Genomic DNA, 14,713 nt, shown 5'->3' with positions numbered 1-14,713 from the left:
GAAAATTTGAAGAGCAGGTCCCCTCTGAGCCGGGACTATTCCAAAATCTCTCAGTAAATAAAGGGGAAACGCGATTGGCGAAGAAAGAGTTTGCGTCAATTGCACTTAAACGGTTGAACCGCCATATACCGAAAGGTACGTATGGCGGTGTGAGAGGCGGCTACTCAACTAATGAGTAGCCGCCTACTCGATTATGTGGCTCGTACAACCTTCTAAAGTTTAGGGAAAGGGTGCTTTTACCCGGATTCTCTTTCAACCAACCGGAACGTGAGCAGTATTTTCTCGGGAGGAGAGCCCGGTTTGGCGATTCTGCGCTGTAGCGCTTCGATCGCCCGATATCCGAGCATCTCTTTGCCCAAATCCACTGTGGTCAAAGGGGGGATGGAGTGCGCCGCTTTTTCTGTATTGTCAAATCCGACCACTTTGCATTGCTCCGGGACGGAAAAATGATATTTTTTAAATAAATTCAGGAGGTCGAAAGCGATTTCGTCATTGGCGCAAACGATGGCATCGGGCAGCATGTCTTGTTGAATTCCTGCGATTTTTTCCTCTAATACAGAGAGCCAGCGTTCGTATTTCGGCGGAAGGCTCCATTTACGCAAGGTGAGCTGCTTTTTGGAGATCTGGTTTTCCTCAAAAACGGCGTTTTGACAGCCCCACCATCGCTGCGTAAAGCTGACGGAATGATGATCGGAGCCGATGAACAAGATCGACCTGCAGCCGGAATCAACGATCCGTTTGCATAAGGCCCTGGCCGCTTCAAAATTGGAATTGACTACACAATCGAGACCGGATAGCGGTTCTTCATGATCTGTTAAAACGATCGGGATGTTCAGTTTCTTCAAAGATAACAAATAAGAAGCAGGCACGTCGCCAATGATCACAATCCCGGCACAAGCGGAACGGTCGGCATAAGCCGGAAAATTAAACTCCGTGTCTTCGCTGGAATTCGTAATCATCAGATGATTCCAACCTACTTCGTTACATCCGTTAATGATGCCAGCTAACACACGGTTCCAAAAATAAACCTCATTGAGCTTGGAAGAATCCATCAGTACAAAAATGAAAGGTTGTGAGTCGGCTTCAGCGGCAGGACGTTTGTTTTTTTTGTTAGGTAATGCTTTGTCGACGGAGGCACCGGAAGTTTTCTTCTGTCTCCATCGATAACCCATGGCTTTAGCTGTTTCGATGACTTCCAGTCTTGTTTCCATGCTGACTCCAGGCTTCCCGGACAATGCTTTGGAAACGGAGTATTTGGATACTCCCAGACGATCGGCAATTTGCTGCATGGATACTTTCATAAAGGAAGTTCTTCACCACCGGTCGGGATTTGTTAGCCGCGTAATTAACGAACTAACAAAACTAATTTAAAGTGAAAACAGTGAAAAGTCAAACAAGAAATATTTTGTTTCTCACTCTTGACGACTGTTATGGAATGCTTTACTTTAAAGGTGTGAAAATGCTAACAAGGTTACAAACATAACAAAATATAAGGGGGTATCGAAATGGATGTAATGGCGGATGGAGTATGGCCGACAATGGTCACTCCTTTCAAGGAATCGGGAACCATCGATTATTCCGGTCTGGAACGATTGATTGCCTGGTACCTCGATCAGGGGGTGGACGGCTTGTTCGCGGTTTGCCAATCGAGTGAAATGTTCTTTCTAAGTCTGGAGGAACGGGTTGAACTGGCCCGTTTTGTCAAGGAGAGTGTTAATGGACGAATTCCGGTGATCGCCTCGGGACATATTTCGGATCCTCTGGAGGACCAGATCGAAGAAATCGAAAGCATCGCCCAAGCGGGAATCGACGCCTTTGTCATGGTGACCAACCGGCTTGCGGCAGCGGATGAATCGGAAACAGTCTGGGTTCGGCATGCAGAGACGCTACTACAGAAGCTGCCGGGCATTCGTTTCGGATTATACGAATGTCCTTATCCGTATAAGCGGTTGTTAACTCCCGATCTTTTGAAGTGGTGCGCTTCGACCGGAAGGTTCTACTTCCTGAAGGATACTTCATGCAGCTTGAGCGATATCAGCGCGAAAATGAAAGCGGTTCAAGGAAGCTCGCTGAAAATATTTAATGCCAATTCCGCCACATTGCTTGAGTCTTTGAAAATGGGCGTGTCGGGTTTTAGCGGCGTGATGAGCAACTTTCATCCTGATCTGTATGTCTGGCTGACGAAGAACTGGAAACAAGAGCCGCAGAAGGCGGAGGCAGTCCAAGCTTTTCTCAGCACGGCGGCGCTGATCGGTTCACAACCTTATCCGTTGAACGCCAAGTACTATTTACAGAAGGAAGGGGTGCCGATAGGGCTGAACAGCCGCAACCTGGACAGCCAAACCTTAACCGACGTACACAAGCTGGAAGTGGATTACTTGAATTCGTTAAGCCGCATGTACAGAGTATCAAGAAATCCGTAGCCGAGATGTCCAGATTCTGCTTTGTACGGGAATAGCCATCATTAGATGCATCGGGTTCCAATTTTTAATGTGTTGTACGTTTAATCTTATGGAATGAGGAGGAGTTACATATGAATCGCAAATGGAAGTCGTTCATTGCTACGCTTGCCTTCGCTATGATCATGTCCGGATGCGGCGGCGGAGGCTCGGGAGGAAGCGCTATCCGTGCGGGCGAAGAGAGTCCGAAGCCCGGCGAGCCGGCAGACGAATTTGACCGGAGCAAGCCAGTCACGCTAAAAATTGTCGATACGGGATTGGTGACGGATGAGGAGTTTCAGCGATTCGTTGTCGAGCCGGTGAAAAAGAAGTACCCGAATATTACCCTGGAGCTGGTTCGGCAAAAATATTCCGTCGATCGTTATGAGTTGCTGCTGGCAAAAGGCGAAAAATTCGATTTGCTGTTCGAGGCGAACTTGCTGTTTGACGATGTGATCACGGCGAAACTGGCGGACAACATGGAGCCCATGCTCAAAAAGCATAAGATCGATACAAGCAAAATTGAGCAGGTTGCACTAGACTCGTTCAAGATCGCCAGCGGTGGCCAATTTTTATCGGGCGTCCCATTCACGAGGCACTTTAACGTGCTTTACTATAACAAGGATTTGTTCGATAAATTCGGTGTGGCTTATCCAAAGGACGGCATGACGTGGCAGGAGACGATTGAGCTGGCGCGTAAGCTTACGCGGACGATCGACGGCAACGCATACAGGGGCTTCGATCCGGATCACGTGTTCCGTGTGGCTTCGGCACTCGGTTTGCCGATCATCGACGCAAAGACGCAAAAGTCAGCGGTTGCCGGCGAGAAATGGAAAGAAATTTACGAGATGTACAAGACGCTCTATGAAATACCGGGTTATAAAGAAAATTTCATCATCCCCGGCAATTATGGAGAGTTTACGAAAGGCAAGGTCGCCATGTTTGCCGGAATCAATCTCCTGCCGTATATTTCGAAAGTAAGCGACCAACTGAATTGGGACATGGCGGCATTCCCGAGCTTTAAGGAAGCGCCGGGGATCGGTCATGAATTCGACGGACATGGCATCGTCGTCACGTCCATCAGCGAGAACAAGGATGCCGCATATAAGGTGGTGGAAGTGCTTCTTTCCGAAGAAACGCAGCTTGACATGTCGCAGAACGCCAAAATGCCCGTACTGAAAGATGCGAAGGTGAGAGAAGAATTCGGTAAAAATGTTGCCTATCTGAAGGGGAAAAACATTCAGGCCATCTACAAATCGACCCCGGCCAAATCCCATGTCTCGACGCTATTCGATAGCAAAGCGAGAACGGCGATGAATAAATACAATACGGAAATACTGAAGGGTACGAAGGATATCAATACGGCGCAGCGACAGATGGACGAAGAAATAAACAAAATCATAGCTGAAGGAAAAAAATAACGGCATCCTCGCCAAAACGAGAAGCGTTACAGGGGGCTCATAAAGGAACGGGGCGAACCTCGAACTGTACGGCAATATCAAATCCGGGACGGCCAGCTGGGTGGGGTCCGATCGATATGGAAGGAAAGGGTTGAAAGCAATGAAACTTCAACTTCGAAGCATGAAAAAACTCCTGCTCGTTCTTACTTTTCTAGCGGTTACGATTGTTTCCTTATTCAATAATCAGACGCTCTGGTCTCAGAAGCCATCCGATAAGCCGATCGATCCCGGCATTCCAGCGGAACGCTACGATTCGGCGTTTTCCCGAACGCTCGTTTCGCAGATTGATTTCAGCGATGCATCCACTCGGGTTTATCTTGGCTCGCCGAGTATCGTGCGTGTGGACGAAAATACATTACTCGCTTCACATGATTATTTTGGCCCGAGCGACCCAAGTCAGAAGACTTCCGTTTTCCGTTCGGAGGACAATGGGCAATCTTGGGTGAAGGTTGCTCTGCTCGACCAAATGTATTACGGCAAACTGTTTATGCACGAAGGCGCCGTTTATTTGTTCGGTGTTTCCGGCAAACCGTTCAAATCGATCGTCATCCGCAAATCCATAGATCGCGGCAGCACCTGGACGACGCCGTCCGATTCGAAAAGCGGGCTATTATTTACAGCGAACGGAACGAACGGTACAGACGGGTACCAGACCGCACCTACTTCCGTCATTATCGCAAACGGGAGGATATACCGAGCGTTCGAAGCCGCAGGCCCTCCATACGAATGGCCGAAGCACTTCAAAGCGATGGTCGTTTCCGCGCCTGCGAATGCAGACTTGCTGGACGCGGCGAATTGGACGAAAACCAATGAGCTGTCGTACAACCCGGACTGGACACCCGCATCGTGGAACAGCACGAAGTCCGGATGGCTGGAAGGGAATATCGTACAAGCGCCGAACGGAGAACTGTGGAATGTATTGCGGGTGAATTCGACTCCGATAAGCGGTAAAGCGGCGATCGTGAAGTTGTCGGCGGACAACAGCAGCGTAAGCTTCGATCCGGCCACGGGCTTCATCGATTTTCCCGGCGGGATGAGTAAATTCACATTGCTCTACGATGAACCGAGCGGGACCTATTTATCTCTTGTAAATAACAATACGGTTCCTTCCAAAGCGGATCAAAGAAATGTGCTTTCGCTGTATGCTTCGGCCGACCTTGTGCACTGGAATCATGTTCGGCAATTGATATCGGACGATTCAGGTCTATCTGTGCTTAACTCGATAGCCAAGGTCGGTTTCCAATATGTCGATTGGCAAATCGACGGAGATGATATCATCTATGCTGTCCGTACTTCCTATGACGGCGCGGATACGTATCATAACAGCAATCGGATCACATTTCACCGGTTCAAAAATTTTCGGAGTTATATGGATCCTCCCAGAGGCGCGTGGTCCTTTAATGAAGCATCCGGATCGCTCGTTTCGGATTCCTCCAGATTCGGCGTAACCGGAACCGTATATGGAGCGACGAGGACCTCGGGTTATATGGAAGGTGCGCTAAGCTTCAATGGAATCGATCAGTACGTGGATCTTGGGAATACATTGAAATCGGCGCTGAACAATGCTTCCGCTGTCACAATTGCCGGTTGGATCAACAATCGTTCGCTGCCTGCAGAAAGTGAAGGCGAGTGGATGTTCGCAACGAATGCAGCCAATAAGAAAGCTGGAGCCGAAGTTCTGCTGCGCGGCAATCACATCAGAGTCGGCGGCAGAAGCGGCGCGGACGAGAATTACGAGTATAAAGACTATGCCTTTACCTCTACGGCGCAATGGCATCATGTAGCGGGAATTATAGATTATAAGAACAATTCCATTCAGCTTTATATCGACGGCGAGCCGCAAATTCCAGTGAAAGATCGGAAGATCGCTTTCGGCAGCCAAGCTTATCATCCCGGATCTTCAGAGCATCCGGATACGATCGGCAAAAGTTCGGCGAATGGCGGATTTTTCGACGGTCTGATCGATGAGGTGAAAGTATACGGGAGAGCTTTGTCGCCGAATGAGATTTATGGGCTGGCATACGACGGGCTGAAGGGATATTGGAAGTTTAATGAAGGAAGCGGGACGAAGGCCCCGGACTCATCCGATTCCGAGCTGAATGGAAAAATCATGGGGGCATCGTGGCTTAGCGGGGAGCAAGGCCAAGGCTTGCGTTTTGACGGGAATGTCGACTACGTCGATTTGGATTACAAAATAGGGGCGGCCTTAAACGGCTCGCCGTCGATTGCTTTTTCCGGCTGGATTAACGAAAGGGTACTTTCCAATTCCGGAGGCAGAACGCTGTTCGGAACCAGGATTAATGGAGCGACTGCAGGCTATGAGCTTGTTGTATTAAACAATTCCATCCGGGTTGCCGGAAGAAGTACACCTGCGGATCCGTATTCAAGCAAAGATTTTGCCTATCAGCCATCGGGAACTTGGCGCCACATCGTCGGGATCCTGGACATTAATGGGGAGGACATCAAGTTATATGTGGATGGTGTCGAACAACAGCCGGTCAGCGGTTCCGTCAGTTTCGGCCGAAGCGTTTACGAGCGTTTTCTGCCGACACAACCGGACGCCATCGGTAGAAGTCCTGCCGGCACTTCGTACTTCACCGGCATGATGGATCATGTGATGATATTCGGCAAAACGTTAGCATCATTGGAAGTCGAGCATTTGTATCAACAGCAAAAAAACATTCATCGCATCAGTCCAATGGATGAATAGCCTATGAGAGCAAGCGCTAACTTTCGAAAGTAATATGCTTACTAAATTTGCGAAAGATCCTTCAGTTTTAGGGATTTCATTTCACTTGTTATATATAGGAAGAAGAGATTAATCTAACGGATACAAAAGAAAATGAGCTCCTGCGCGGCCCCTGCGCGGCAGCTCATTTTCTTTTTGTGTACGCCCAGCATGGGCGTCATCTCTAGGGTGAAAGTCCCAACGGGGGCTGGGGGCAGAAAGATGACGTTCTTATCTGGGGAGGCCTGTGGAATACGCGAAGTCACTTCGTAACCGCGGCTGAGAAGCCGCGCTGAATCCACAGGAGGACCACTAAGCCCGCTGTAAGCGAACATTCTGCTGGATGGTTTGGACAAAGAACTAACCCAACGGATCGCGAGATCGTTTGATGGGCTATTCGAATCGTCGCTTCCATGTTCCTTAGGAAACTGAATCCGAGGAACTTACGGTTCCCAAAAAGAAGTTGCGAGAGCTGACGAACCGAACACGGTCAATGACTATGGAAAACCGGATGCCGGAGCCGAGCCAGGCGAATCTGGGAGAGCAGTCCCCCTTTGACCTCGGATTATTCCAAAATCTCTCAGTAAAAAAAGGGGAAACGCGATTGGCGAAGAAAGAGTTAGGATCTGAGTTTTTTCCAAGGCTCGACCGAAGAGCGGCGGATTGCCGGTGAAACAACGGGAGAAGGAGCACGCGGGCAGAGCTTCACCTTCTTAGCGCCAGTCCTGTCGGTCCCCGTGCCAGAAGTAACTGATCTTTTGAAAGGGAGGGGTTCTTATGAAAGTCAAACGTATTGTCGCCAATATCCATACACCGAATATCAACGCCGCCAAATCCTTTTACGAAGATGTACTTGGTCTGGATGTCTGGATGGATCACGGGTGGATCACAACGTACGGGTCAAGCGAGGAGATGGGCGTCCAGATCAGCTTCGCCTCGCAAGGAGGTTCCGGTACGCAAACGCCGGATCTGTCGATTGAAGTTGACGATGTCGATGAAGCGTTCGAACGGATGAAGGCCGCCGGCTTCCCGATCGAATACGGCCCTGCGGACGAGCCTTGGGGAGTTCGTCGGTTTTATGTGCGTGATCCTTTTGGCAAGCTTGTGAATATTTTGGCTCATAGGTCGTGAATGAATATGGGATTTTGAAGCGGGGTTGGTAGAAATGCGGGGTGTGAAAACTAATCATAATGGAGATGTATATGAAAGCAATCGGGTTTGACCTAGGTGAAACACTTATTTGTTACCCAAATGTTCCTTTAAACTGGAGCACTTTATACAAGGACGCAATTTCGAGAGTTCAAACCGAACTTGGTGTAAGTGCCAGCAGTGAACTGCAAAATCAAGCATTGGAGATTTTATCTCGTTATAACACAAGGGAAAACCCTAGGGATTTTGAAGTTACAGATACCGAAATTTTTCGCGAGATCCTCAAAGAGTGGGGCATCTCAGACGATACTCACCTTTCGCATGCAATTGAAACTTTTTTTAGTTACTTTCAGAAGGATTCTCATCTCTATCCGGATACGTTAAGCACGCTTAAAACATTAAAAGAACGAAATGTAAAGATTGGGCTACTGACAGATGTTCCTTACGGTATGGACAAGCAATTTGTGTTTCGGGATATTCGTTTGATTCAAGCCTATATAGATGTGATTGTTACGTCCGTAGATGTCGGATATCGTAAAACCCGTATGGAAGGGTTTTATTTTCTATCAGAGAAAATGGGGATCGATCCGCATGATATGATTTATGTAGGAAACGAAAACAAAGATATAGTAGGCGCTAACTGTGCTGGCATGAAATCCGTATTAATCGACCGAGACGGGGGTAGGAATCAATGGGGCCAAACCAGTACTATCAGGAATTTAAGAGAGCTAATAATTGGGCTGGTCTGATTGCGGATCTTTTCACTGCAAAATGGAATCGGTTGAGCGGGATGATGAAAGCGAGATCTCGTTCGACAGACTGAGTTTACAATCAGGGGATCAACTGTATATACTTTGTTTCGTAGTAACAATTTACTAGGTCAGGAGCGATCCCAATGTCCGCAATAGCAATCGAAGGTGCTTCATTCGTTATGGTAGTGAAGAACTTGGAACAAACTGTTGAATTTTACTCAAAATTAGGTTTTATATATGAAGTGAACGGCTCCAAAGTAAAACATCATCATGTATCGAGGGACAGTCTCACTCTAATTTTGGTTGAAGCCTTGCAAGAGGAAGAAGTGAGCCCGATCAGTTCCCGTTATGAGGAGCAGTATTTTGACGTTTTTGCCTATACCAATGCCGTAGATGAGTTAGCCAAAGAAGTGATGGAACAAAACATACCGATCGTTAGAGAGCCGCATTACACCAAAGATTGGAGCGAGTTTACATTCCGGGACATTAACGGCTATCAGATTGCGATTGGCGGCGGGGTTGTTAATAAGGGACTGATTAAATAGGGGAACGTATCCGGAGGAATAATGAGCACACATATAAAGTTTCACGTCGGAGACATACCTTGCCTAGAATTTACGCCAACCTCTCCGTCCAAAAGCACCATCCTGTTGTACCACGGCTGGGCTTCGAATATCGAGAATTATAACTTTTTTGGCTCTTTGGTTGCTAGTTGGGGTTACCGAGTCATAATTCCTGAATTGCCGTATCATGGGGAACGAGGAGAACTTAATTATTTTGACGATACGGTATTGGAAGACTACTTCTGGGAAGTTGTGTTACAAGGGATACAGGAAGTTGGAGTAATCGCAAGTGAAATATCAACAACACAAGATCAAATAGGGATTGTTGGACACTCGTGCGGCGGTTTTATTGCTGCAGGCGCTTTTTCCAACTTCTCCAGAATTGCACCAGCTGTCGTGATTAATGGCTCTTGCGCCTGGACCACGTTTGAGGATTTATATCGCGAAAAAAAAGGGATAGATCCGATGTGTCCCCGAAAACGGCTGCTAGTAGAAACTCACGATCCTGTATCACACCTAAAAAATATGAAAAGTAAGGCCCTCCTTATGCTTCATGGCAAGGATGATACGACAATTCCAATAGATAGCCAGCGACACTTTATGAGTGTTATGCCCAACAAGTATGCCGGGATTTTAGAATTAGTGGAATACGCTGGAGTGAATCATCAAATAACAATCGGTATGTTACAAAAATGTAAAGAATGGTTTGACAATCATTTAAGCGGAGCAATTTATTAGAAAAGACTTCAAAGTGAAAATAACACTTTTGCTATGCGCCCGGACCTATCGCCTCTACTTAAAGTGGAAAGTAGAAAACTACAAGGCTAGCGGGCTTGATGCATCTCAAACAGAAAGATTTATGTAACTCTATCGTGAAGAAATTGTATCAATTAGAGACGGAAGCTTTGGCGTTATTAAAAGAAATATACGCGAGCGTATAGAGGCAGTTAGCGGAAAGCAGTTTGGATTAAATCCCGAACTGCTTTTTTGTGGTTTAGGGAAATTTGCTGAGCCATATCTTACGGATAACGGGACTCCCCAAAGAAGCCAAAACAGTTGACTTTGCCCTTAGGGGAAGGTGTAAGGTGAAGATGAACCCGGTAGAACGAACGACGCAGGGGGCAATTGATGAAGAATGGGGGTGACCGTGTGCTGTCGATCGGAGAGTTCTCGAAGATTTGCGGAGTATCTGCAAAAACGCTCCGGTATTATGATGAGATCGGGTTAATTAAACCGGATGAAATTCAAGCGGAGAACGGCTATAGGTATTATTCCATCGGGCAGTTATATCAGATGCTCTTTATTAGCCGGTTGAAATCGTATCAGTTTTCTTTGGAAGAAATCAAAACGATGTTGGACCTGGAAGACGATCTGGCCGAGGAGAAACTTCACTCCATCCTGAACCGAAAGAGAAGAGAATTACAAGAGAAACGAAAGGCAATTGAATGTTCGCTAAACCAATTGAACACCGACATCTTTAATTTGGAGGCGGGTATCCCGATCATGTCCTATCTGGACCGGATCGAAGTGCAGCTCGTCGAGACCCGGACGTTGAATGTGCTTTACATGCGCCGGATGATGACTAGTGACGACTATGCGGCAGGGTATGATCAGTATTTCAGCAGGCTGTATGAAAAGATCGCCGAGGAGAAGCTCACCTTGCTGGGTAAGCCGATTACGATCTACCACAGCCCCGAGTACGATCCAACCGGCAACGATACGGAGTTTGCGATTCCGATCAGGGAGATCGGGGAAGGAACGAGAGAGTTGAACGGCGGCCCATGTGCGAAGGCCGTCCTGAACGGCTCCTATTCGGAATTAACGTCGGTGTACGCGAAGCTGAGGGGATGGATGGATCAGGAAGGATATGTATTGGTGAACTCCCCATATGAGATTTACCTAACCGCTCCTGATCGGGTTGCAGCTCCCGGGGAACTGGTGACTGAGGTATATTTTCCTGTTGCGAAAAAGCAGCGATTGAACACAAATCGTGAAGGGGCGGGGGATCGACCGTGAGAACAAACAGAACGATCAAGAGAAGCTACTGGCCGACTACGGAGTGGCAAGCCGCCGACCCGGCGGACTTGAGTATGGATGCGGGACGGCTTGCGGATCTTGAACGAGTCCTCAAGTCCGAATACAGCAACATCAGCGGTATCCTTGTGGTGAAGAGCGGATTCGTCGCCTATGAAAATTACTTGAACGGCTGCGGTCCGGACGATGCTCACCATGTGGCCTCGGTAACGAAAAGCATTCTGTCGGCCCTGATAGGCATTGCCGTAGATGCAGGATACATTCGAAGCATCGACCAGCAGGTGCTTGATTTTTTCCCCGAATACGCAGCCGATACCGCCGATCCGCTGAAACGGGAAATTACGTTACGCCATCTTCTTACAATGACGGCCCCCTATCCGTTCGAGGATTGGCGCGAACCGCTGGATCGGATGTGTATGCAGCCTGACTGGACGAGGTATGCCCTGGACATGCTCGGTCAACAAGGAAGGGTCGGCGATTTTAAATATTCTACGGCAGGGGCGCATCTGCTATCCGCGATCCTCACCCGCTGCACGGGAGCGACGGCCCGGGAGTTTGCTAACGAACGGTTATTTAAGCCGATCGGCATGAAGGTGATCCCGGATTACGAGATGAGCGCGTTCGGCTTCGAACAATTATTCGGCAGCGAGGTGAGAGGGTGGGTTAAAGACCCGAACGGCAACTCGACAGGAGGATGGGGGCTTGCGCTGACGCCCCGCGATATGGCGAGGTTTGGATTTCTGTATCTGAATGGCGGCATGTGGGACAACGAGCCGGTTATTCCCGCGAGTTGGATAAACGAATCGACGGCGATGAACCCCAATCATTACGGTTACTTCTGGTGGCTGCGGGAGGAAGACGGCATTTTCGCATATTCCGCGATGGGCGACGGCGGGAATATGATTTGCTGTATGCCCGATCAAGATCTGGTCGTAGTGATTGCCTCGGCATTCGTCATGAATCCGCGCGATCGATGGACACTGATCAAGGAACATATTCTCCCGGCGCTACGAGACTGACGGATTAACTTCTTGTCTGCCGCTGGCCCGGGAGCAGCTTCTTCACGATCGTTAAGATGCACAGCACATATACCGGCAAGCTTGCCGAGAAGGTGACGAACGGCCAGGACAGCAGCACTTCATTAAAGGCCGCTTCCTGCCTGACGGTCACAAGCGACAATAAAAACCCGAGCAGGGCGAGAGGGGCGACCGGCAGCAGCTGATCCCGCGCTTTGATCAGCTTCACGACCGTTAAATTGAGCGCGTACAAAGCAAGCGCCGATTTCATATAGGAGCCGGCAAGCAGCGAGATGCCGATGACGGACTCGCCCCGTTCCACGATTTCCTGAATACTGATCAATCGGGCGACAATATAGATCGGATACCGGAATTCGTTCGTCATCGGCCCGAGCGCCATCAGCGTGCACAGCGTAACCAGCAGCAGAACGGACCAATTGCACAGATAGGCGATAAAAATCGGTTTAAGCCGGATACGGTTGTTCTGGACGCGAATATACGAGAACAACATGGCAAATACGACGAAATCCCCATAAAGAAAACCGGATACCAAATATACGCCGTGCAGTTGAGGTTTAAATCCGTCCGGCATGACCGGGAGCAGGTACTCCGGATGGTAGTTCGGAATTCCCAGCAGCAGCACCAGTATAATCGAGCCGGCCAACACCAGCAGCAGCAGCGTAAACATACGCGCCATCACTTCGTTCCCCGCCCTTACGGTCATGGCGGATACGAGGGCGATGAATCCGTTGAACACATACATCGGCGTTTCTTTCATCATGGTAGTCGTAAAAAAGAAGCCGACCGAGAAATAAATATATGAGGACAGCAGCAGCGCAAATACCAAATAAGGGAGCAGGAGGACGACCGTCAACCCGTAGCCGATCGTCTGCGTACTGTAATCCACCAGCGATTGTCCGGGAAATTGCCGGGCCAGAAAAAGCATGCACGACAGCAGAAGGAGTCCGAAGAGTCCGGATAAAAACCAGGACAGCCATGCGCCGCCGCCCGCCGCCGCCAGTAGCGGATTCGGAATGTACAAGATGGTGGAGCCGGTTGTATAGACGAACAGCAGGGCGGCCATTTGCCAGGAGCTGACGGATTCGTGATTATTCATCCCCGTTCTCCCCTTCGGGCACGGGTGCTTCCGGCTTGTTTTGCGGCTTTAAATACGTGTCGAGGCGATTGGCCGTCTGATCGAACAACAGAGAGACGGCGCTATGCAGATTAGGCAAGGGCTTGTCCGTCACGTATCCGTATCCCGTATATGCGGCAAAAAGGAAAACCAGGACATAGACGACCCGGGTTTTCCTGGAGGCCGGCTTCCAATCTCTCACACCGGCGATTAGAGCGGCAGCCACTGCCAGCGTGAACACGATCACTTTTTCTCCCATGCCTGATCCCTCCGTTTATTCGTAATAAGGCTTCGATATGAGCACGCCGGAATTGACCACTTCCACGTCGATGTGCAGGTCGAAATCGGCCTTTGCATAACGGTTGTCCCAGCCGGGTTTCCATTTTTTCCACAACTCGGGGCGATGCCGGTACAGCCAGTCCCCGATTCCGAGGAGATCCAGTTTTCTCTGCTGGGACAGGCGGATCACCTTGCGCAATTCCTTCTCCAAATAAACGCGAATCCGTTCCACCACCTGATTCTCGGCATCCGTATTCAGGGCGGAGGTGCAGCGGATCTCGCTGAAGCTGCCTTTTATTTTCGTGTCCAACCGGACGGAGACCGACTCCGCATCCGTTGTGACGCGTTTTTTCGTATGCAGCGAGGTGACCTCGATCGTTTCTTTTTTGCCGGAATCGCCGCCGCAAGGAATTTCAAGAATACCGAAGTCGAATTCATCCCGCAAAATGACGAGGCTTTCCACGTTGGCCGAGTTCATAAAATCGTTTACCAGCTTGCCGTCCTTCAATACGGCTAATTTGGACAGTGCTTCTCCCGGGAATCCGTTGCTGTACAGATAAGGGAGCAGGGCAATCCCCGTTTGGCTTTTGAACTGGATGGCCAGATTCAGCATATCGACGTCTTTCGTTTTGCTGGACAGTCTGGCGGCGGAGCGCGACATCTCCCGCAGTTGCTGACCGATCGTGCTTTCGATGAACGGCTTCTCGGTTAAATAGTCTTTGGCCGTTCCTTTCGCTATCACTACCGTAACCGTATCCCGGGGCTCATGATCGCGCATAAAAAAGTCGGTCAGCTCCTTCATATTCCGCGTCTTTCCCAGTTGATCGCTAATGAGAATGATCCGCATATGACTCCACTGCGCTTTGCGGCCAAGCCGCAGCGGGATGTCGCGGATCGCTTCGAACACCGTATCCGCTTTTGTCGTAATATTAAAGGCGGTCGGCCCTTGCTGTCCTCCCTCTAACGAACCGCCCCCACCCGGTTTGTAAAAATGTGTGGTCAACTGCACCTTGCCGTCCGGAGAGCCGTCCATGGCGATGGCTTGCACAAAAGCCCAATCGGTTAATTCGAACTTATTCCAGCAGCCGGATAAAGAAAAGAGGCAGCATATGCATAGGGCGAATACGAAAGGGCGCTTCATGGGTCACTTTCCTTTCGG

Annotated in this window: 13 protein-coding genes; 9 read left to right on the top strand and 4 right to left on the bottom strand. The window is 49.2% G+C overall.

What is annotated here, in order from left to right:
- Positions 1–236 precede the first annotated feature (236 nt).
- Entirely contained in the window at positions 237–1,301 is a 1,065-nt protein-coding gene (locus AC3Y2E_RS27850) for a LacI family DNA-binding transcriptional regulator (protein ID WP_379216292.1), read from the bottom strand.
- Positions 1,302–1,505: 204 nt separating this feature from the next.
- Here AC3Y2E_RS27850 and AC3Y2E_RS27845 point away from each other — a divergent pair, with 204 nt between their 5' ends.
- The 9 genes from AC3Y2E_RS27845 to AC3Y2E_RS27805 all read left to right on the top strand — a co-directional run bounded on the left by AC3Y2E_RS27845 (position 1,506) and on the right by AC3Y2E_RS27805 (position 12,143).
- Entirely contained in the window at positions 1,506–2,423 is a 918-nt protein-coding gene (locus tag AC3Y2E_RS27845; protein ID WP_379216290.1) for a dihydrodipicolinate synthase family protein, read from the top strand.
- A gap of 110 nt (positions 2,424–2,533) precedes the next feature.
- A complete protein-coding gene (locus AC3Y2E_RS27840) occupies positions 2,534–3,859 on the top strand; it encodes an ABC transporter substrate-binding protein (protein WP_379216288.1) in 1,326 nt (441 codons plus the stop codon).
- A gap of 139 nt (positions 3,860–3,998) precedes the next feature.
- Positions 3,999–6,608 carry a sialidase family protein gene (locus tag AC3Y2E_RS27835; RefSeq protein ID WP_379216286.1) on the top strand — a complete coding sequence of 870 codons (2,610 nt, stop codon included), beginning with the start codon at positions 3,999–4,001 and terminating at the stop codon, positions 6,606–6,608.
- A 795-nt stretch (positions 6,609–7,403) separates the two neighbouring features.
- The gene (locus AC3Y2E_RS27830) at positions 7,404–7,757 is read left to right on the top strand and encodes a VOC family protein (RefSeq protein ID WP_379216283.1); all 354 of its coding nucleotides are present in this window, start codon (positions 7,404–7,406) and stop codon (positions 7,755–7,757) included.
- A 71-nt stretch (positions 7,758–7,828) separates the two neighbouring features.
- Entirely contained in the window at positions 7,829–8,524 is a 696-nt protein-coding gene (locus tag AC3Y2E_RS27825; RefSeq protein WP_379216281.1) for an HAD family hydrolase, read from the top strand.
- Positions 8,525–8,670: 146 nt separating this feature from the next.
- A complete protein-coding gene (locus AC3Y2E_RS27820) occupies positions 8,671–9,072 on the top strand; it encodes a VOC family protein (protein WP_379216279.1) in 402 nt (133 codons plus the stop codon).
- Between the two features lie 21 nt (positions 9,073–9,093).
- Positions 9,094–9,828, top strand: a complete 735-nt coding sequence (locus tag AC3Y2E_RS27815) for an alpha/beta hydrolase family protein (protein ID WP_379216276.1) — start codon at positions 9,094–9,096, stop codon at positions 9,826–9,828.
- 411 nt (positions 9,829–10,239) lie between these two features.
- Positions 10,240–11,106, top strand: a complete 867-nt coding sequence (locus AC3Y2E_RS27810) for a MerR family transcriptional regulator (protein ID WP_379216336.1) — start codon at positions 10,240–10,242, stop codon at positions 11,104–11,106.
- 14 nt (positions 11,107–11,120) lie between these two features.
- Complete coding sequence (locus AC3Y2E_RS27805) at positions 11,121–12,143, top strand: serine hydrolase domain-containing protein (RefSeq protein ID WP_379216334.1); 1,023 nt, start codon at positions 11,121–11,123, stop codon at positions 12,141–12,143.
- A 4-nt stretch (positions 12,144–12,147) separates the two neighbouring features.
- On the opposite strand, the gene AC3Y2E_RS27800 is transcribed toward AC3Y2E_RS27805, so the two are convergent.
- The 3 genes from AC3Y2E_RS27800 to AC3Y2E_RS27790 are packed head-to-tail and all read right to left on the bottom strand — an operon-like array spanning position 12,148 to position 14,695.
- Positions 12,148–13,257 carry a GerAB/ArcD/ProY family transporter gene (locus tag AC3Y2E_RS27800; protein ID WP_379216274.1) on the bottom strand — a complete coding sequence of 370 codons (1,110 nt, stop codon included), beginning with the start codon at positions 13,255–13,257 and terminating at the stop codon, positions 12,148–12,150.
- Complete coding sequence (locus tag AC3Y2E_RS27795) at positions 13,250–13,534, bottom strand: hypothetical protein (RefSeq protein ID WP_332071418.1); 285 nt, start codon at positions 13,532–13,534, stop codon at positions 13,250–13,252. The genes AC3Y2E_RS27800 and AC3Y2E_RS27795 overlap by 8 nt, the downstream gene beginning before the upstream one ends.
- Positions 13,535–13,549: 15 nt before the next feature.
- Positions 13,550–14,695: a Ger(x)C family spore germination protein gene (locus AC3Y2E_RS27790; RefSeq protein ID WP_379216272.1), complete on the bottom strand. Its 1,146-nt coding sequence runs from the start codon at positions 14,693–14,695 to the stop codon at positions 13,550–13,552.
- Positions 14,696–14,713: the final 18 nt, after the last annotated feature.

It is taken from the genome of Paenibacillus sp. MAH-35 (assembly GCF_058135425.1).
The sequence above is the reverse complement of the archived record's forward strand: the minus strand, read 5'-3'. Positions and strand labels throughout refer to the sequence as shown.

Excerpts from the sequence above, each read along its gene's own strand:
- AC3Y2E_RS27850 (WP_379216292.1), bottom strand. The coding sequence starts at position 1,301 with ATGAAAGTATCCATGCAGCAAATTGCCGATCGTCTGGGAGTATCCAAA.
- AC3Y2E_RS27845 (WP_379216290.1), top strand. The coding sequence starts at position 1,506 with ATGGATGTAATGGCGGATGGAGTATGGCCGACAATGGTCACTCCTTTC.
- AC3Y2E_RS27840 (WP_379216288.1), top strand. The coding sequence starts at position 2,534 with ATGAATCGCAAATGGAAGTCGTTCATTGCTACGCTTGCCTTCGCTATG.
- AC3Y2E_RS27835 (WP_379216286.1), top strand. The coding sequence starts at position 3,999 with ATGAAACTTCAACTTCGAAGCATGAAAAAACTCCTGCTCGTTCTTACT.
- AC3Y2E_RS27830 (WP_379216283.1), top strand. The coding sequence starts at position 7,404 with ATGAAAGTCAAACGTATTGTCGCCAATATCCATACACCGAATATCAAC.
- AC3Y2E_RS27825 (WP_379216281.1), top strand. The coding sequence starts at position 7,829 with ATGAAAGCAATCGGGTTTGACCTAGGTGAAACACTTATTTGTTACCCA.
- AC3Y2E_RS27820 (WP_379216279.1), top strand. The coding sequence starts at position 8,671 with ATGTCCGCAATAGCAATCGAAGGTGCTTCATTCGTTATGGTAGTGAAG.
- AC3Y2E_RS27815 (WP_379216276.1), top strand. The coding sequence starts at position 9,094 with ATGAGCACACATATAAAGTTTCACGTCGGAGACATACCTTGCCTAGAA.
- AC3Y2E_RS27800 (WP_379216274.1), bottom strand. The coding sequence starts at position 13,257 with ATGAATAATCACGAATCCGTCAGCTCCTGGCAAATGGCCGCCCTGCTG.
- AC3Y2E_RS27795 (WP_332071418.1), bottom strand. The coding sequence starts at position 13,534 with ATGGGAGAAAAAGTGATCGTGTTCACGCTGGCAGTGGCTGCCGCTCTA.
- AC3Y2E_RS27790 (WP_379216272.1), bottom strand. The coding sequence starts at position 14,695 with ATGAAGCGCCCTTTCGTATTCGCCCTATGCATATGCTGCCTCTTTTCT.